Origin of the sequence: Geobacillus sp. Sah69 (genome assembly GCF_001414205.1) — a bacterium.
In the GTDB taxonomy this organism is placed as follows: Bacteria; Bacillota; Bacilli; order Bacillales; family Anoxybacillaceae; genus Geobacillus; species Geobacillus stearothermophilus.
The window spans coordinates 174,306-189,100 of sequence record NZ_LLKS01000019.1 but is presented as its reverse complement, the minus strand read 5'-3'; the positions used below and the strand labels follow the sequence as shown (position 1 = coordinate 189,100).

Annotated in this window: 20 protein-coding genes and 3 pseudogenes; 3 read left to right on the top strand and 20 right to left on the bottom strand. The window is 53.7% G+C overall.

Annotated elements, in window-relative coordinates; translation table 11 throughout:
- Nucleotides 1–94: 94 nt before the first annotated feature.
- From AP057_RS02820 to AP057_RS02750, 15 genes are all read right to left on the bottom strand, one after another.
- The gene (locus tag AP057_RS02820; protein WP_055358013.1) at nucleotides 95–499 is read right to left on the bottom strand and encodes an Asp23/Gls24 family envelope stress response protein; all 405 of its coding nucleotides are present in this window, start codon (nucleotides 497–499) and stop codon (nucleotides 95–97) included.
- A 10-nt stretch (nucleotides 500–509) separates the two neighbouring features.
- A complete protein-coding gene (gene accC, locus AP057_RS02815; RefSeq protein ID WP_049624623.1) occupies nucleotides 510–1,865 on the bottom strand; it encodes an acetyl-CoA carboxylase biotin carboxylase subunit in 1,356 nt (451 codons plus the stop codon).
- 15 nt (nucleotides 1,866–1,880) lie between these two features.
- Nucleotides 1,881–2,405, bottom strand: a complete 525-nt coding sequence (accB, locus tag AP057_RS02810) for an acetyl-CoA carboxylase biotin carboxyl carrier protein (protein ID WP_033016432.1) — start codon at nucleotides 2,403–2,405, stop codon at nucleotides 1,881–1,883.
- A 140-nt stretch (nucleotides 2,406–2,545) separates the two neighbouring features.
- Nucleotides 2,546–3,097 (bottom strand): SpoIIIAH-like family protein, encoded by a 552-nt coding sequence (locus AP057_RS02805; RefSeq protein ID WP_055358012.1) that lies wholly within the window; start codon nucleotides 3,095–3,097, stop codon nucleotides 2,546–2,548.
- Nucleotides 3,098–3,123: 26 nt separating this feature from the next.
- Complete coding sequence (spoIIIAG, locus tag AP057_RS02800; protein ID WP_033009400.1) at nucleotides 3,124–3,762, bottom strand: stage III sporulation protein AG; 639 nt, start codon at nucleotides 3,760–3,762, stop codon at nucleotides 3,124–3,126.
- 5 nt (nucleotides 3,763–3,767) lie between these two features.
- On the bottom strand, nucleotides 3,768–4,379 hold the full coding sequence (gene spoIIIAF, locus AP057_RS02795) for a stage III sporulation protein AF (protein WP_055358011.1): 612 nt from the start codon (nucleotides 4,377–4,379) through the stop codon (nucleotides 3,768–3,770).
- 10 nt (nucleotides 4,380–4,389) lie between these two features.
- Nucleotides 4,390–5,553 (bottom strand): stage III sporulation protein AE, encoded by a 1,164-nt coding sequence (spoIIIAE, locus tag AP057_RS02790; RefSeq protein ID WP_055358010.1) that lies wholly within the window; start codon nucleotides 5,551–5,553, stop codon nucleotides 4,390–4,392.
- 12 nt (nucleotides 5,554–5,565) lie between these two features.
- Nucleotides 5,566–5,961: a stage III sporulation protein AD gene (gene spoIIIAD, locus AP057_RS02785; protein WP_055358009.1), complete on the bottom strand. Its 396-nt coding sequence runs from the start codon at nucleotides 5,959–5,961 to the stop codon at nucleotides 5,566–5,568.
- Between the two features lie 11 nt (nucleotides 5,962–5,972).
- Entirely contained in the window at nucleotides 5,973–6,179 is a 207-nt protein-coding gene (spoIIIAC, locus tag AP057_RS02780) for a stage III sporulation protein AC (RefSeq protein ID WP_020960538.1), read from the bottom strand.
- A gap of 16 nt (nucleotides 6,180–6,195) precedes the next feature.
- The gene (gene spoIIIAB / locus AP057_RS02775) at nucleotides 6,196–6,708 is read right to left on the bottom strand and encodes a stage III sporulation protein SpoIIIAB (RefSeq protein ID WP_033009392.1); all 513 of its coding nucleotides are present in this window, start codon (nucleotides 6,706–6,708) and stop codon (nucleotides 6,196–6,198) included.
- A complete protein-coding gene (gene spoIIIAA / locus AP057_RS02770) occupies nucleotides 6,705–7,622 on the bottom strand; it encodes a stage III sporulation protein AA (protein ID WP_033016424.1) in 918 nt (305 codons plus the stop codon). Before spoIIIAA ends, spoIIIAB begins: the two co-directional genes overlap by 4 nt.
- A 60-nt stretch (nucleotides 7,623–7,682) precedes the next feature.
- Nucleotides 7,683–7,964, bottom strand: a complete 282-nt coding sequence (locus tag AP057_RS02765) for a YqhV family protein (RefSeq protein ID WP_033009388.1) — start codon at nucleotides 7,962–7,964, stop codon at nucleotides 7,683–7,685.
- Between the two features lie 178 nt (nucleotides 7,965–8,142).
- Nucleotides 8,143–8,700, bottom strand: coding sequence for an elongation factor P (gene efp, locus AP057_RS02760; protein ID WP_033016423.1), 558 nt, complete (start codon nucleotides 8,698–8,700; stop codon nucleotides 8,143–8,145).
- A 27-nt stretch (nucleotides 8,701–8,727) separates the two neighbouring features.
- Entirely contained in the window at nucleotides 8,728–9,789 is a 1,062-nt protein-coding gene (locus tag AP057_RS02755; protein WP_033009385.1) for a Xaa-Pro peptidase family protein, read from the bottom strand.
- 163 nt (nucleotides 9,790–9,952) lie between these two features.
- On the bottom strand, nucleotides 9,953–10,483 hold the full coding sequence (locus AP057_RS02750) for a YqhR family membrane protein (RefSeq protein ID WP_033016421.1): 531 nt from the start codon (nucleotides 10,481–10,483) through the stop codon (nucleotides 9,953–9,955).
- 187 nt (nucleotides 10,484–10,670) lie between these two features.
- On the opposite strand from AP057_RS02750, the gene AP057_RS02745 reads away from it, so the two are divergent.
- Both AP057_RS02745 and AP057_RS02740 read left to right on the top strand, forming a co-directional pair.
- Nucleotides 10,671–11,600, top strand: a complete 930-nt coding sequence (locus AP057_RS02745) for a DUF1385 domain-containing protein (RefSeq protein WP_033016420.1) — start codon at nucleotides 10,671–10,673, stop codon at nucleotides 11,598–11,600.
- Between the two features lie 20 nt (nucleotides 11,601–11,620).
- The gene (locus AP057_RS02740) at nucleotides 11,621–11,977 is read left to right on the top strand and encodes an SA1362 family protein (RefSeq protein WP_049624626.1); all 357 of its coding nucleotides are present in this window, start codon (nucleotides 11,621–11,623) and stop codon (nucleotides 11,975–11,977) included.
- 25 nt (nucleotides 11,978–12,002) lie between these two features.
- On the opposite strand, the gene AP057_RS02735 is transcribed toward AP057_RS02740, so the two are convergent.
- The 3 genes and pseudogenes from AP057_RS02735 to AP057_RS02725 all read right to left on the bottom strand — a co-directional run.
- Nucleotides 12,003–12,887: a patatin-like phospholipase family protein gene (locus AP057_RS02735; protein WP_055358008.1), complete on the bottom strand. Its 885-nt coding sequence runs from the start codon at nucleotides 12,885–12,887 to the stop codon at nucleotides 12,003–12,005.
- Between the two features lie 88 nt (nucleotides 12,888–12,975).
- Nucleotides 12,976–13,401: a transcriptional regulator MntR gene (gene mntR / locus AP057_RS02730; protein ID WP_033016413.1), complete on the bottom strand. Its 426-nt coding sequence runs from the start codon at nucleotides 13,399–13,401 to the stop codon at nucleotides 12,976–12,978.
- A gap of 127 nt (nucleotides 13,402–13,528) precedes the next feature.
- Nucleotides 13,529–13,786, bottom strand: a pseudogene (locus tag AP057_RS02725) (spore photoproduct lyase family protein); the annotation flags it as partial.
- Between the two features lie 84 nt (nucleotides 13,787–13,870).
- On the opposite strand from AP057_RS02725, the gene AP057_RS02720 reads away from it, so the two are divergent.
- The gene (locus AP057_RS02720; protein WP_014196330.1) at nucleotides 13,871–14,290 is read left to right on the top strand and encodes a hypothetical protein; all 420 of its coding nucleotides are present in this window, start codon (nucleotides 13,871–13,873) and stop codon (nucleotides 14,288–14,290) included.
- A gap of 44 nt (nucleotides 14,291–14,334) precedes the next feature.
- On the opposite strand, the pseudogene AP057_RS15955 reads toward AP057_RS02720, so the two are convergent.
- Together AP057_RS15955 and AP057_RS17720 are read right to left on the bottom strand one after the other, a co-directional pair.
- Nucleotides 14,335–14,574: pseudogene (locus AP057_RS15955) on the bottom strand (spore gernimation protein); the annotation flags it as partial.
- Between the two features lie 50 nt (nucleotides 14,575–14,624).
- A pseudogene (locus tag AP057_RS17720) lies at nucleotides 14,625–14,693 on the bottom strand (LysM peptidoglycan-binding domain-containing protein); the annotation flags it as partial.
- Nucleotides 14,694–14,795: the final 102 nt, after the last annotated feature.

Below are 14,795 nucleotides of genomic sequence, written 5' to 3'. Positions count from 1 at the left end.
CCGGCTCCGCTGATGGCCTCGTTCATTACAATAACAGACTTTGACGAAAAAAACAAAAGGCGGCTGCTCCGAAAGCAGCTGCCTTCTGTTTTTGTCACCGTTGTTCGACGGTGTCGTGCTCCTGTTTTCCGCTTTCAAACTGAATGCCGACGATGTGCACGTTTACTTCGCTCGTTTCCAAGCCGGTCATGTTCCAAAGCGCCTGGCGCACGTTTTCCTGCACCTTTTTCGCCACGTTCGGGATCGACGCGCCGAACTGGACGAAGCAATAAAGGTCAATGACAACCCCGTCATCGCGCAAATCGACTTTGACGCCTTTGCCGTGATGCTTTTTGCCGAACCGCTCGGCAACGCCAGCGGCGAAATTGCCGCGCATTTGCGCAACGCCATCGACTTCGCTGGCCGCGATGCCGGCGATCACCTCGATCACTTCCGGTGCAATTTCGACTTTGCCAAGCCCGGTGTACTCCTGTTCGGAGTTAAACATATGTTCAGACATGGGGCACCTCCTATTCCGCCTTCATAATATCATATAACTCCAAAAACTTCGTATTAAACTCGCCGCTTTGGAATTTCTCATGCTCCATTAATTTTATGTGAAACGGGATCGTCGTATGAATGCCTTCAATGACAAACTCCGAAAGAGCCCGTCTCATGCGGGCGATCGCCTCCTCACGCGTCGGCGCGTGAACGATTAGTTTGGCGATCATCGAATCGTAATACGGCGGAATCGTATAGCCCGGGTAGGCGGCGGAATCGACGCGCACGCCCGGACCACCCGGCGGCAAATACATGGCGATTTTCCCCGGCGACGGCATAAAGTTTTTCGCTGGGTTTTCCGCATTGATGCGGCATTCGATCGCCCAACCGTTAAAGGAGACGTCCTCTTGGGTGAGCGACAGCTTTTCACCGGCAGCGACGCGGATCTGTTCTTTTACTAAATCGACACCGGTAATGAGCTCGGTGACCGGGTGCTCCACCTGAATGCGCGTATTCATTTCCATGAAATAAAACTGTTTGTTCCGGTGGTCATAAATAAATTCGACCGTGCCGGCGCCCATGTAGTTGACCGCCTTGGCCGCCTTGACCGCCGCCTCGCCCATCCTCCGGCGCATGTCGTCGTCAAGGGCCGGCGACGGCGCTTCTTCGACAAGCTTTTGCAGCCGGCGCTGGATCGAGCAGTCGCGCTCTCCTAAATGAATGGTGTTGCCATATGAATCGGCGAGCACTTGAATTTCGACATGGCGGAAATCTTCGATATACTTTTCAATATAAACGCCAGGGTTGCCGAACGCCGTCGCCGCTTCTTGCTGGGTGATGTTGATGCCTTTGACGAGCTCTTCTTCGTTGCGAGCGACGCGAATTCCTTTCCCACCGCCGCCGGCCGTCGCTTTGATGATGACCGGGTAACCGATTTCAGCGGCGATCGCCCGCGCCTCCTCAAGACTTTCAATAACGCCGCGCGAGCCCGGCACAATCGGCACACCCGCTTCCCTCATCGTCTCGCGGGCGATGTCTTTAATCCCCATTTTGGCGATCGCTTCCGGGCTCGGGCCGATGAACGTGACATTGCATTCGCGGCACAGCTCGGCAAACGCCTCGTTCTCCGCCAAAAAGCCATAGCCCGGGTGAATGGCGTCACAGCCGGTCAACGTGGCAACGCTCATGATGTTGGTGAAATTCAAATAGCTGTCTTTCGAGGCGGTCGGCCCGATGCAGTACGCCTCATCCGCCAGCTGCACATGCAAGGCGTCGCGGTCAGCCTGCGAAAAGACGGCGACCGTCTCAATGCCGAGCTCCCGGCAGGCGCGAATAATGCGGACGGCGATTTCCCCGCGGTTCGCCACCAACACTTTTTTGATCATCGTCCGTTCTCTCCCTTATTCAGGCTTGACCAAAAACAACGGCTGACCGTATTCGACGAGCTGGCCGTTTTGCACGAGCACCTCGACAATTTCGCCATCGACTTCCGCTTCAATTTCATTAAACAGCTTCATCGCCTCGATGATGCAAACAACCGTATCTTTTTTCACTTTGTCGCCCGGCTTCACATACGGCGGCTTGTCCGGCGCCGGCGCTGCGTAGAACGTGCCGACCATCGGCGATGTAATTTGATGCAAGTTGCCTTCCACAGCCGGCTTTGCTTCTTTGGCCGCCGTCGGTTCCGTTTCCGGCGCCTGCTTCACTTCCGAAGCCGCCACTTGGACAGGCGCAAGCGCCGGGGCCGCCGTCGGTTCGACCGCTGCCACTGCCTGTGCGGGCGCCGCCGGTGCGGCTGCCGGTGCAACGGCGACAGCAACCGCTTTTTTCATATGTACTTTCGTTTCTCCTTGCTCATATACAAATTCATCGATTGAGGATTGATCGACCAACCGAATCAATTCGCGGATTTCTTGAATTTTCATCGTTCTCACACCTTTCTCCAAGTGTCAGCCCGTCTTTTGCAGGCGGTGATCAAACGTATTCATAACGATTATACACACAACTGCAGGGCAAACGAAAGGTTTTTATGCAAAAAAAACTGCTCTGGCAAAGAGCAGCGCGTTCATCCGGCCGGCTGGAACTCGACGGTGACATATTGGGCATCCGGAATTTCTTTTTTCACCATATGAATGACTTCATTCGCCGATTTAGATGAGCTTTGTTTCGCTTTGATCGTCACGCGCACTTGGTTGTCATCGGCGCGCACGAGCACGTCTTCATACCCGCCTTTCGATTTGATGAGCGTCTCCAACGTTGCTTCTTTTTCGGACAATGCTTGCAATTTTTCAATTTTGTCGAGCGCTTCACTTTTTTCTTCCTCCGTCGCGTTCGCTGAAGCGACAATGGCGTTCAGCTCATCGCGCAGCCGGCTCCGTTCATCCTCAATTTTCATGCGCAGCGCTGTAAACAAATCATCGCCTGCGGTTGACGGCTCCTCTTTCGTTCCAGTCTCTTCCACCGCTACGCTTGGTTGTTTGGCCGGCTTTTCTGTTTTCTCATTCGCGGTGAGCGCCGGGCTGTTGCCCATCTCTTTCGGCGCCGTGACATAATACACCGACAGTACGACTACTAAGCTTAGCATCGTCAACAGCCATACCGTTTGTTTTTTCAACATGGCGATCTCCTCTCCCCTTACTTGAGTCATTTTTTCGGCAAGACCGCGACGCGGTAGCTCGGAACGTTTAACACGCGCGTCACCGCCTCGACGATCCATTTTTTAATTTGCAAGTTGTCGGCCCCTTTGGCGACGACAAGCACACCGCGAATATCCGGCTTTTTCGTGGCGACAACAAGCGGCGTTTCCTCGTCGCCATTGCGGATGATGATCACTTCTTCGTTTGTCGACTGATTTTCAATCGTCCGTTTTCCGCCTTCCTTGTCGCTTTCTTCGGTCGTTTGCTGCTGGGTCGAGCGTTTTTTCTCAAACAGCTTCAGCTCGGTTGAGTCAAGGTTGACGACAACGGTGACATCCTCAACCCCTTCAATTGCTTCGAGGGCGGCTTTCAACTCCTTCTCGTACCGTTCCTCATAGGCGGCGATCACTTTATCCTTTGTCTCCTTGCTCGACAAAAACGCTGGCTCGGACGGGGATTCCGGCTGATTGGCGGAAGGCTTGGCTTCGGCATCGTCTGCGCTACCCGCAAAGTGACTCGCCGCCATGAGCGCCACACCGGCCAGCAGCAGGACAACGACATATGAGAACGGCATGTGTTTTCGCGCCCCTTCCCCGTTCCCGTCTTTGGGCGGGGAAGAAAGAAACCGTTTGAAAAACGAGAGCATCCCCCCTATTCCCTCCCTCTAAATTGCACGGCAATTTTATTTTCATCGACTTCCCATTTGCCGGCGAGAAAGGCGCGCACCTCTTCAGCCAGCGAGGCATCGCTCTCGGGCAAAGCCGGCGGCTTTATTGTATCGATGACAACCGGCTCCACCGCGCTGGAAGGGCGTTGTTTCAAAAGCGCCACTTCAATCGTCTTGATGTCCTCTGGCATTCGCCAATTTTCGTTGTGATCGGCGTAAACTTTGACATCAGCCTTCAATCCATACTTTTCCATCAACTCCCCGTTTACGTCGTTTTCGAGCTGGACAGCCATTTGTTCTAAAATATATGCGCGTTGTGAAGCTTGTATTTCTTTTTTCTGTTGTTCCATTTGATTTTTTATCTCCTCTTCCCCCTTGAAGCCGTCGGAAAAACGGGCAAGTGCTGAAGCGACAAGCTGATCCGGATCCGCCGAAGCCATCCGGAGCACCGGCGTCAACATAATTAGGAGAAGCAAAAGTCCGACGACCATTTTGACATATTTTTGCATCGTCCCGGACGGCAGCAAAAAATCGATGATGATGGCAAACAACAAAAACAAAATGATGTTCGTCACCCATTCAATCACAAGCTGCATAACGTTCCTCCTAGCGGACCATCATCGTAATATTCCCTGCCATAACCATGACGGTGAGGCTGAAGAAAAACATGAGCGAGACGATCAAAAGCGCCGCGAGCACATAGGCGATGCTTTTGCCGATAATGTTGAGGCAAGACAGCACCGGACTGCCGCCAAGCGGCTGCAACAGCGCGGCTGATAGTTTGTAGATGATGACGATGGCGAAAATTTTCACCGCCGGAAAGATGGCAATCATCAACAACACAGCCACCCCGACCAATCCGACCGCATTTTTGAGCAGCATCGAAGCGGCAACGACCGTATCGGCTGCATCAGTAAACAGCTTGCCGACGACCGGGATGAAGTTGCCGGTGACAAATTTCGCCGCCCGCAGCGCCACCCCGTCCGCCACCGCCGCTGTTGCCCCCCGCACCGACATAACGCCAAGGAAAACCGTCAAAATGAGGCCGAGCAAACCGAGGGCGGCCTTGTTCAACAAATCGGCAAGCTGGGTCGCCTTGTACCGGTCGCTGAGCGTGCTGACGACGCTTAAAAGCGCCGCTAGCAACAGAAGCGGGAGCGTGACATATTCCACGACAACGCCGGTTGTGTTCATCAAAAACAAAATGATCGGATGGAAAAACGCCGCCGATACGACGCCGCCGGAGGAGGCGAGCAAGGCGAGCAAAAGCGGAACGAGGGCGATGATAAAATGGCTCATCGTCCGCACCGCCTCGAGCGCATAGCCGGTTGCAAGGCGGAAGCTGTTTAAGGCGAGCAACAACAGCACCATGTAGACGACGGCATGGGCGATTTTGCTTACCTCCTGCTGGGCGAACGCGTTTTGCAGCGATTGCAGCACGGTGCTGAAGACAGCGAGCAAAATGAGCGTCCCAAGCAGCTTCCCGTTGACTTGCAGTTCATAAAATAAATAACGGGCGAGCGCTTTCAGCCACTCGACGGGCGACCATTGCCGGTCGCCGCTTAAAAAATCGGAGAGCGGCCCCTTTTCGCTTTCCGGCAAAAAGCCCCCATACTCATGGACGATCGTTTCCCAATAACGGCGGATGTCGCTGACATCCAAATGAGCGAGCTGCTCGCTGACGGACGGCCCATCGCTCGCAGCTTGTACGACGAACGGGCAAAAAAAGAGAGAGAGCAACCCCGCAATGAGGAACGCTGTCCGCTTCAATCCGTTCCCTCCTTATCGCGCCGCCGGAATGAGGCTGATGACCGCTTCAATGATGGCAGTCAAAATTGGGACGGCGAGCGCCAAAATGACGATTTTGCCGCCGAGCTCAATTTTGGCGGCGATCGCCCCTTGGCCGGCGTCTTTGGAAATTTGCGCGGCAAACTCGGCGATGTAGGCAATGCCGATAATTTTCAACATCGTTTCCAAGTACACCATTTGAATGTGGGCGCCTTCCGCCATCTCCCGCAGCGTCAGCAAAATATTGCTGATTTGGTCAACAAGCAGTAAAAAAATGGTGCAGCCGACAAAAACGGTCAATAAAAAGGAGAGGTTTGATTTTTGTTCTTGCAGCAGCACAACGAGGAATGTCGCCACCAACCCGAGGCCGACGATTTGCAAAATGTCCATGGCCTCTCCCCCTATCCGCGGAACAAAAAGACATCTTTAATTTTTTGAAACAAATCGCTTACAATCGAAGCGACCATAAACAAAATATAAATAAAGCCGAGCAGCGTCACCCACTGGGCGTATTCTTTCCTTCCCATCTGGTCGAGCACCGTATGCAAAAACGCGATGACGATGCCGACGCCGGCGATTTTTAAAATGATATCGACATCGATGCCCATTCGTCCTGCCTCCTGTCTACATGAGTAAAATGACGAGCAGCAGCCCGGCTAACACGCCTAAACTTTTCGCCATTTTGCCATAGCGCGCTTGATCGTCCAGCGCCTCCGCTTCCTCCCGCTCAAGATGGGCGAGCGCCAAGGCGATTTGCTGTTGCTGGGTGAGCCGGTCATACTGGCCGAGCGTGGCGCCAAACTGTTTCATCACTTCCCACTCTCCTTGTTTGAGCGCGGTCTTCCCCCATACAGCCCGCAAGCTTTTTTCCCATGCTTCGGCCACGCTCGTTTCACACGCATGCAACGCCGCCGCAAACTGGGCAAACAGCTCGCCAATCGGAGCGGCCGTCTGGCGGGCGATATGCTGAGATGCCTCGGCAAGCGGCGTATGTCCGTACATCACTTCCGCTTCGAACGCCCTGAGCGCCGCTTTCAGCTGGCGAAGCTGGCGCGGCCGTTCGTACAAGGCGCGGGCGGCTGCCATCCCCATCCAAGTGGAGGCGGCAAGAATCAACAAGGCGCCTAGCCACTTCATCGGCCCGCCACCGCCCGCTCGTACAGCACGGCGCCGTTGGCGTCAACAATGCGCCGGATGAAGCCGGGATGCGGGACGTTCGTCAACTCAATAAACCGTTCAAACACCCGTTGCTCCATGACCGGACGCAGCGTCGGCCGCTGCCAAACATCTCGAACGGTGCGCCCGTGCACGGTCGTCCATATCGAAACGCCTGCATTCGCCGCCTCCAGCACCGCTTCGCTGTCTTCCTCGCGCCCAATTTCATCCACAATCATGACATCCGGACTCATCGAGCGAATCATCATCATCATCCCTTCCGCTTTCGGACAAGCGTCCAACACATCAAGGCGTGGGCCGAACGAAAATTGCGGAATGCCTTTCACGCAGCCGGCGATTTCCGACCGCTCGTCAACGATCGCTACCTTTTGCGCCGGAATGCGCCCAGTTCCGCTGCTGATCAGGCGCGCCGCGTCGCGCAACAGCGTCGTTTTGCCGGTCTGCGGGGAACCGATGATCATCGTATGGCGCCAGCGCCCATCATACACATACGGAATCAGCGGATCGGCAATGCCGATTTGCTCTTTGGCAATGCGGATGTTAAAGGAGGCGACATCGCGGATGGCTTTCACCTTGCCCCCTTCTGTAACGACTTTGCCGGCGAGCCCGACGCGATGGCCGCCTTCAATCGTCATAAATCCACGCCTCAGCTCCTCTTCGACGGCATAAATCGAATAATGGCTCAACTTGTTGAGCAAGTACACGCCGTCCTCTTTCGTCACTTCATATGGCAGCAAGCGGGCCTTCCCATCGACGATCACTTCAAGCGGCCGGGAAATACGGATGCGGATTTCTTCGATGCTGCGCCCCCAGGAAGGCATCTGCTGCAGCACAGCGGCGATCGTTTTCGGCAAAATTCCCCATACCGCTTCCATGGCCCTCCCCCTTTTTGGTGGACTAGTCTATATGTATGGGCGGAAGATGCTGTTTATGCCTTACTTGTAAATGCCGAACAAAATGAGCGCCACCCCGAGCGCGATGAACGCGAGCCGAGAAAACGAAAGCTCATCCGCCAGCGAAAGCAGACCGATCGCCATCGTTACGATCAGCACAGTCGGGCCGACAGCAGCGAGCACGGCGTTAATGGCGAGCGCCTTTCTTACATCATTAAAGACCAACATCAGCAGCGCTGCACTCAGTTCAATAAGCGCCGACAACATTCGCATGCCCGCCATCGCCAAAACGGACGAATCGATCGATCGCAGCCAATGTTTCATGTGTCCCTCCTCAAATAGAGATGGATTAGTACAAACGTATGCGGGAACAAGCCGTTTCAGAAGAAGTTTTTGCCGGTGAAAACGGGGATGGACAACGAAGCAGGACGGGGCACCTTTGGCGCATAAAAACAGCACCGGCCCGGAACATTCCGGATCAGTGCTGCCCTTGTTCAGGTTCTTACGCCCGTGACACGTATGTGCCGTCAGCCGTATTGATGATGAGGGTGTCGCCTTCGTTGACGAAAAATGGCACTTGAACGACAAGGCCGGTTTCAAGCTTGGCCGGTTTCGAACCGCCGGAAGCGGTGTCGCCTTTAATGCCCGGCTCGGTTTCAACAACTTTCAGCTCAACGGTATTCGGCAGCTCGATGCCGATCGTTTCGCCCTGGTACATCATGATGAACACTTCCATATTTTCTTTCAAAAACTTGAGCTCATATTCGATTTGCTTTGCCGGCAGCTCAATTTGCTCATATGTTTCCATGTCCATAAAGACGTGTTGATCGCCGTTGGCGTACAAATATTGCATTTTGCGCGTGTCAATTTGCGCCCGGTTCACTTTTTCGCCGGCGCGGAACGTCCGCTCTTGAATGGCGCCGGTGCGCAAATTTCGCAGTTTCGAACGGACGAACGCCGCACCCTTGCCCGGCTTGACGTGCTGAAACTCAAGGACGCGCCAAATCTCGCCGTCGACCTCGATGGTAAGTCCTGTGCGAAAATCGTTGACTGAAATCATTGCCCGAAATCCTCCTCACGCTATCCGTTATAAAATGATCAGTTCTTTCGGCGAATGAGTGAGCGCTTCGTTCCCATCGGCGGTAATGACCGCATCATCCTCAATGCGCACCCCGCCGAGCCCCGGGATGTAAATGCCGGGCTCGACCGTCACAACCATGCCCGGCTCCAGCACCGCATCGGAGCGGGCCGAAAGCGTCGGCCCTTCGTGAATTTCAAGGCCGATGCCGTGGCCGGTTGAATGTCCGAAATAATCGCCATACCCTTGTTCGCGAATATAATCGCGCGTCAGTGCGTCAGCCTCTTTGCCGGTCATGCCCGCTTTGATCCCGCGCATGCCGCGCCGCTGCGCTTCAAGGACAATGCCATAAATCGTTTGCAGCTCAGCGCTGACTTGGCCGACGGCGACCGTCCTTGTCAGGTCGGAACAATATCCCTTGTAGTAAGCCCCGAAATCAAGCGTGACGAGTTCGCCGCGCTCGATCGTTTTTTCGGACGCCACCCCGTGCGGCAGCGCCGAACGGTAGCCAGAAGCGACGATCGTATCGAAGGAGGACGAAGACGCCCCTTGTTTGCGCATAAAAAATTCAAGCTCATTCGCCACTTCAATTTCTTTGACGCCCGGACGAATGAACGACAAAATATGAGCAAATGCAGCATCGGCAATTTCCGCTGCTTCCTTTAATATCTTAATCTCTGCTTCCGACTTAATCAAGCGCAACTTTTCCACGACATGGGATGTCGGCGCAAGCTCGGCATCAATCGCCTCTTCATACGCCTTGTACGCCGCATACGTCACATGCTCCTGCTCAAAGCCGAGCGTTTTGATCCCGAGCCGCTTCACTTGTTTCGCGATTTCATCGACGATCGGTCCGCTGTGCTGGACGATTTCAAATCCTTCAACTTGCTTGGCCGCCTGCTCGACATAGCGAAAATCCGTAATAAAGACCGCCCCTTGGCGGCTGACAAGCGCAACGCCGGCGGTGCCAGTGAATCCGGTAATGTAGCGGCGGTTGCAGCCGTTTGTCACCAACAGCCCGTCAAGATGCTGCTCTTCAAGCAACGCTCGAAGCCTTTCCAGCTTTTCCATGTTTCATTCTCCTCTGCCCATGAATATTGTAATACAAAGGCGATGTGATACGTTGGCGGTTGCCGATGCGCGAGATCGGCTGCGCCTAAAAAATATGGAAACCTTCTTTATTTTACCATGATCGCAGCAGTTTCCGCCATATGCGCCTGCTTTGGCCGACAGCTTAGCTTCCTTCCTTGGCCGCCTGCGGTTCAGCGCTTGGCGACGGCCGGTTCATTTCCTGCGCCTCGAAAGAAACCGAATACCCGACAAACACGCCGTACAAAATGTACAAGCAGAGCGTTGTAATGACCGTATTCGTCTCTAAATCCGCAACCGGCTTCACGTTCGGAAACAGCGGATTGAGCAAATAAAACACCACTACCCAAAGCGCAGCGCCATACAACATTCCCGCCCACATGCCGCGGATGTTCCTTAGCAGTGCATAGTAAAGAAGCGCCGCCGCAATGGAAATGATGCCGATCAACACAATAGCCGCATAATTGCCGGCTTTGCCGTATTTCCAATCGCCGGCGACCCACGGGATGAGAACCATGTTCGGACTGATTTCGCTGAAGTTGAAAAAGTAAGCCAAATAGCCCATCAAGCTCCAAAACACCCCGCCGACAAATCCGGTGATAATCGTTTTTTGCACGAGCGTCATCGGCCGTTCCGTTTTTTCTTGCTCCAGTTTTCCTTTCTGTTCCGCCATCATGCTACACCTCCTTGTCTGTTAGTATGACCTGCAATTTGCCGCCCCATGAATCAAGCAAAAAAATGACCGCCTCTGTGTAAATAATGGATTTTTTGGAAATCATAACAGTAACATCAACCTAGAGGGTTCCGGACGTTTCTTGTAGAATAAAATAATAAACATAAAAAAATAGGTTGGTGTTTGCCCGATGAAACAAGAGAAACCGTTATACGGCGGCCAGGCGGTTGTCGAAGGGGTCATGTTTGCCGGCAAAACGCATTCTGTCACCGCCATTCGCCGCACCGATGGAACGATCGAGTACTTTTCCGCACCGCGCCGCGCCAATCCGACGCTGGCCGCCTTCAAAAAAATCCCGTTTGTCCGCGGCATCGTCGCCATTATTGAAGCGAGCGCAACCGGGGCCAAACATTTGCAGTTTGCAAGCGAACGGTATGACGTCGCCCTAGGGGAAGAACAGACGGAGGCCGAAAGCAGTTCCAACCTGACGCTGATTCTCGGCGCCGCCGCGATCGGCGTGCTCTCGTTTTTGTTCGCCAAAACGGTGTTCACGCTCATCCCAGCGTTGCTCGCCGCCGCTTTCAAGCCGCTCATCCCGGGAAAAACGGGGCAAATTTTGCTTGAAGGGGCTTTTAAGCTCGCCTTATTGCTCGGCTACATTTACTTTATTTCCTTGACGCCGCTTGTAAAACGTGTCTTTCAATACCACGGGGCGGAACATAAAGTGATCAACGCCTATGAAGCAGGCTGGCCGCTCACTGTCGAACATGTCCAACGCGCCTCGCGCCTTCACTACCGGTGCGGTAGCAGCTTCATTTTATTTACCGTCATCGTCGGCTTGTTTCTGTATTTGTTCGTGCCGACCGATCCGCTTTGGCTGCGGATTGTGAACCGGCTCGCCTTAATTCCGGTCGTGCTCGGCGTTTCGTTTGAGGTGCTGCAGTTTACAAATAAATGGAGGGACATTCCGTTGCTGCGCTGGCTGGGCTATCCCGGTCTATGGCTGCAGCGGCTGACGACAAAAGAGCCGGACGACGACCAAGTGGAAGTGGCCATCGCTTCGTTCCAGCAGCTTCTTCGTTTAGAGGCGGAAGCGGAAGCGAAAAAAGCGGTGCAGTAATCGTAAAGGGGGTGGATTCATTGCGGCACAGGGCTGTTCACCCGCTCGCCGGACTTATGATTTTGCTTGGGACGCTTGGCATTGTGTATACCCTTTTTGCCCATCCGACGGTGCTGTTTCGCCAGCTGTTGTTTGTTGCGCTGTTTGCAGCCGCGATTTATCTCTTTTACCGTTTCGTCTACCAACGCCGCACTAGCAAAGAACGATTGTCGTATCTAAAAGCGGTGCGGCAGTCGAAAAAGCTTCATCCCCGCTCCGCGCACAAGCAACCGAAGCCGGCGAAACTAAAACGGCCGTTGAAAAAGCGAACGGCGACTCCGCATTTGACCGTCATCGAGGGCAAAAAAGGCAAAAAAAAGAATCGGGCTTCCTTTTAGCTTGATTCTTTTTTGTTTTGGGCGCTCAAAACGCCCACCGCTGCAAAAACTGCCGCGCCCGCTCGCGCCCATAGTCAATGAGACGCCGGCGCGCTTCCAGGTCGATGGAAAAATCGGTCGCAAGAACGTTTTCCACCGGCAAAAAGATGATGTTTTTTTCATGGCGGCGCGAAATATAGCGGGCGTCATGCGCCTCTTTCATCGCCTCAAACAACGCTTCGTACAAATCAAGCGCGTTGGCAATGCGCCGTTTCGGCCGCTGGCCGGGCTTGGCGCTCAATTGAACGCCGAGCACCGGCCGTTTTTTCGTTTCTTTTTCTTCATCAAAGAGAAACAGCGGAAAGTTGCTGAGCACCCCGCCGTCAACGATGAGGGAGGTACCGTCCCGTCCGTGAAGGCGGACCGGCTCGAAAAAGTACGGAATGCTCGTGCTCATCCGCACCGCCTTGGCGATCGAAAACGAGCCGGGGTCAATGCCGTATATCGCCAAATCATCCGGCAGCACGACGATGCGCCCGTTCGTCACATCGGAGGCAACGATATACAAACTGTCAGCTGGTACATCCCGAAACATACGCACTCCGCGGGCAGCGAGCGCCGATTCGATCCACTGTTCAAACACGTTTCCCTTATAAACTCCTAAACGCCAATATAGGCGCACCCACTTCCAAACAGAAAACGGAACCCACGACGCCCGTTCATCCAAAAACTGCTCCAGCCTAAGCTCCTCGAACAACTGCGTCATCTCACGGGCGGTGTATCCAGCCGCCAGTAGCGCAGCAAGCAGCGCCCCGGCGCTCGTCCCGGCAAGCCGCTTCCAGCGCAGCCCTTTTTCTTCAATGGCCTCATACGCCCCCAGCAACGCAAACCCTTTCACTCCGCCGCCGGAAAAGACGAGATCAATGTCCATCGCGCCTCCCCTTTCTCGCTGTTTATATATATATGTAAGAGAAAGAAAAGGCGTTTAGTACGAAAAACAAAAAAGAGCAAGCAGTCGCTTACTCCCCTTGCTCATTGCGCTTTTGCACGTCGCGCAGCGCCTCAAGACGGCGTTCGTCCTCTTGAAAATATTGCACCAAATCGCCAATCCGGTCGATGGCGTTCCAACTCAAATGGTGTTCAATCCCTTCCACATCGCGGTAAATGTTTTCTTCGTTGACGCCAATGAGGCGAAGAAACTGCTCAAGCAGCTCATGGCGGTACACAAGCCGTTGGCCGATTTTTTTTCCTTTCGGCGTCAAGACAAGGCCGCGGTACTTTTCATACACCAAATATTCATCTTTATCGAGCTTTTGCACCATTTTCGTCACTGAAGAAGGGTGAACGGACAACGCTTCCGCGATGTCCGAAACGCGGGCATAGCCTTTTTCTTCAATCAACAAGTAAATTTGTTCAATATAATCTTCCATGCTCGGTGTCGGCAACGTTTGTCCCCTCCTGCAACGTTTGCCTGCCGCCAGCAAATCCCCCGGCCTATACCGTCACTCCGATGCGTCGGCCCTTTTGGCAGACAAAAAGAGCAATCATTTCTATTGTACCATAAAAGGGGCATTACGTAAAATACTGCACCTCAGCCGCCGGGAAAAAGCGGGCAATGTACGAACGCATCGTTTCCTCCAGCTCCTGCGCCTCCTCGTCACGATACACGTATTTGCCGATGCCGTACCGCCCCCACTTATACTTGCGCTTCGATTCGTCCAAATCGAGCTTGGTTTTCGGGTAACGCTGCTCGATGACCCGCTTGGCCGGCTTGGTAAACCGATGCTGGATGAGCTCAAACGTCAAACTAGATAAATCCACTCCTTTCAAAACATTCGTACTCCTTTGCGATTTGCCATGACAGCTCATAAACGCAATGATACAATAAAACTAAGCTGAAAGGGGGGATGCAGAATGTCTCACGAGCTTGTCGAATTGCTTCGCTCAGTGCTGAAAGAGGAGTTGCAGCCGATTCATGAACGCCTCGACCGACTAGAAGCCGGACAACAGCGCCTCGAAGAACGGCAACAACGCCTCGAAGAACGACAACAGCGCCTCGAAGAACGACAACAGCGCCTCGAAGAACGACAACAGCGCCTCGAAGAACGACAACAGCGCCTCGAGGAAAAGTTGGACCATTTCATCATCGAAACGCGCAGCCATTTCAAAAAAATCGAGGACGAGCTGGCTGAGCATCGGCGTATGTTCGAGATACTGTCACATGATTGGCGTAACGCGAACATTGCGATTGAATATTTAAATCATAAGATCGGCCAGCACGATCTGGAAATGTATCAACTCAAAAAGCGGCTCGAACTCCAAGAAACAAAATAAAAGCGTATGCCCGATGACCGGCGCATACGCTCTAACTGCTTAGCTTACCCACGCTTGCGAATGCGGAAATTGTCTTCCAACAGCACCCAGTTTTCCGGATACGGATACCCGAGCACCCAGTAGCTGATTCCGCGCAATCCGTATTCTTTCACCAATTCAAATTTCGCCAACGCGCTGCGGGCGTCTTCAAACCATACTTCGTGCTGGCGGCCTTGCTCGTCCGTGTACCGGTAAAACGGCGAGGCGGCCGCCGCATCGTATTGGATGGACGCCCCGTAGCGAATGGGGCTAGCCGGTTCGGGTCGCTCAGTTCATTGGCAGCGACAATCCGCTCGAGTGGAACACCGTAACGCTGAGCCAACTGCCAAAGCGTCTCCCCGCGCTTTACGACATGAACAATCATGACGCTCCCCCTTTCGTTCCCTCCTTTTACCACTATATCTTGGCTTTTTCCTTTTATGTAAAAAAACGCCGGTTCCTCTACGGAAACCAGCGTTTCATCCAT

What these genes read in the sequence shown, in the direction of transcription:
- AP057_RS02820 (WP_055358013.1), bottom strand. Translation starts at nt 499, where the DNA reads ATGTCTGAACATATGTTTAACTCCGAACAGGAGTACACCGGGCTTGGC.
- accC (WP_049624623.1), bottom strand. Translation starts at nt 1,865, where the DNA reads ATGATCAAAAAAGTGTTGGTGGCGAACCGCGGGGAAATCGCCGTCCGC.
- accB (WP_033016432.1), bottom strand. Translation starts at nt 2,405, where the DNA reads ATGAAAATTCAAGAAATCCGCGAATTGATTCGGTTGGTCGATCAATCC.
- AP057_RS02805 (WP_055358012.1), bottom strand. Translation starts at nt 3,097, where the DNA reads ATGTTGAAAAAACAAACGGTATGGCTGTTGACGATGCTAAGCTTAGTA.
- spoIIIAG (WP_033009400.1), bottom strand. Translation starts at nt 3,762, where the DNA reads ATGCTCTCGTTTTTCAAACGGTTTCTTTCTTCCCCGCCCAAAGACGGG.
- spoIIIAF (WP_055358011.1), bottom strand. Translation starts at nt 4,379, where the DNA reads ATGCAGCTTGTGATTGAATGGGTGACGAACATCATTTTGTTTTTGTTG.
- spoIIIAD (WP_055358009.1), bottom strand. Translation starts at nt 5,961, where the DNA reads ATGGACATTTTGCAAATCGTCGGCCTCGGGTTGGTGGCGACATTCCTC.
- spoIIIAC (WP_020960538.1), bottom strand. Translation starts at nt 6,179, where the DNA reads ATGGGCATCGATGTCGATATCATTTTAAAAATCGCCGGCGTCGGCATC.
- spoIIIAB (WP_033009392.1), bottom strand. Translation starts at nt 6,708, where the DNA reads ATGAAGTGGCTAGGCGCCTTGTTGATTCTTGCCGCCTCCACTTGGATG.
- spoIIIAA (WP_033016424.1), bottom strand. Translation starts at nt 7,622, where the DNA reads ATGGAAGCGGTATGGGGAATTTTGCCGAAAACGATCGCCGCTGTGCTG.
- AP057_RS02765 (WP_033009388.1), bottom strand. Translation starts at nt 7,964, where the DNA reads ATGAAACATTGGCTGCGATCGATCGATTCGTCCGTTTTGGCGATGGCG.
- efp (WP_033016423.1), bottom strand. Translation starts at nt 8,700, where the DNA reads ATGATTTCAGTCAACGATTTTCGCACAGGACTTACCATCGAGGTCGAC.
- AP057_RS02755 (WP_033009385.1), bottom strand. Translation starts at nt 9,789, where the DNA reads ATGGAAAAGCTGGAAAGGCTTCGAGCGTTGCTTGAAGAGCAGCATCTT.
- AP057_RS02750 (WP_033016421.1), bottom strand. Translation starts at nt 10,483, where the DNA reads ATGATGGCGGAACAGAAAGGAAAACTGGAGCAAGAAAAAACGGAACGG.
- AP057_RS02745 (WP_033016420.1), top strand. Translation starts at nt 10,671, where the DNA reads ATGAAACAAGAGAAACCGTTATACGGCGGCCAGGCGGTTGTCGAAGGG.
- AP057_RS02735 (WP_055358008.1), bottom strand. Translation starts at nt 12,887, where the DNA reads ATGGACATTGATCTCGTCTTTTCCGGCGGCGGAGTGAAAGGGTTTGCG.
- AP057_RS02720 (WP_014196330.1), top strand. Translation starts at nt 13,871, where the DNA reads ATGTCTCACGAGCTTGTCGAATTGCTTCGCTCAGTGCTGAAAGAGGAG.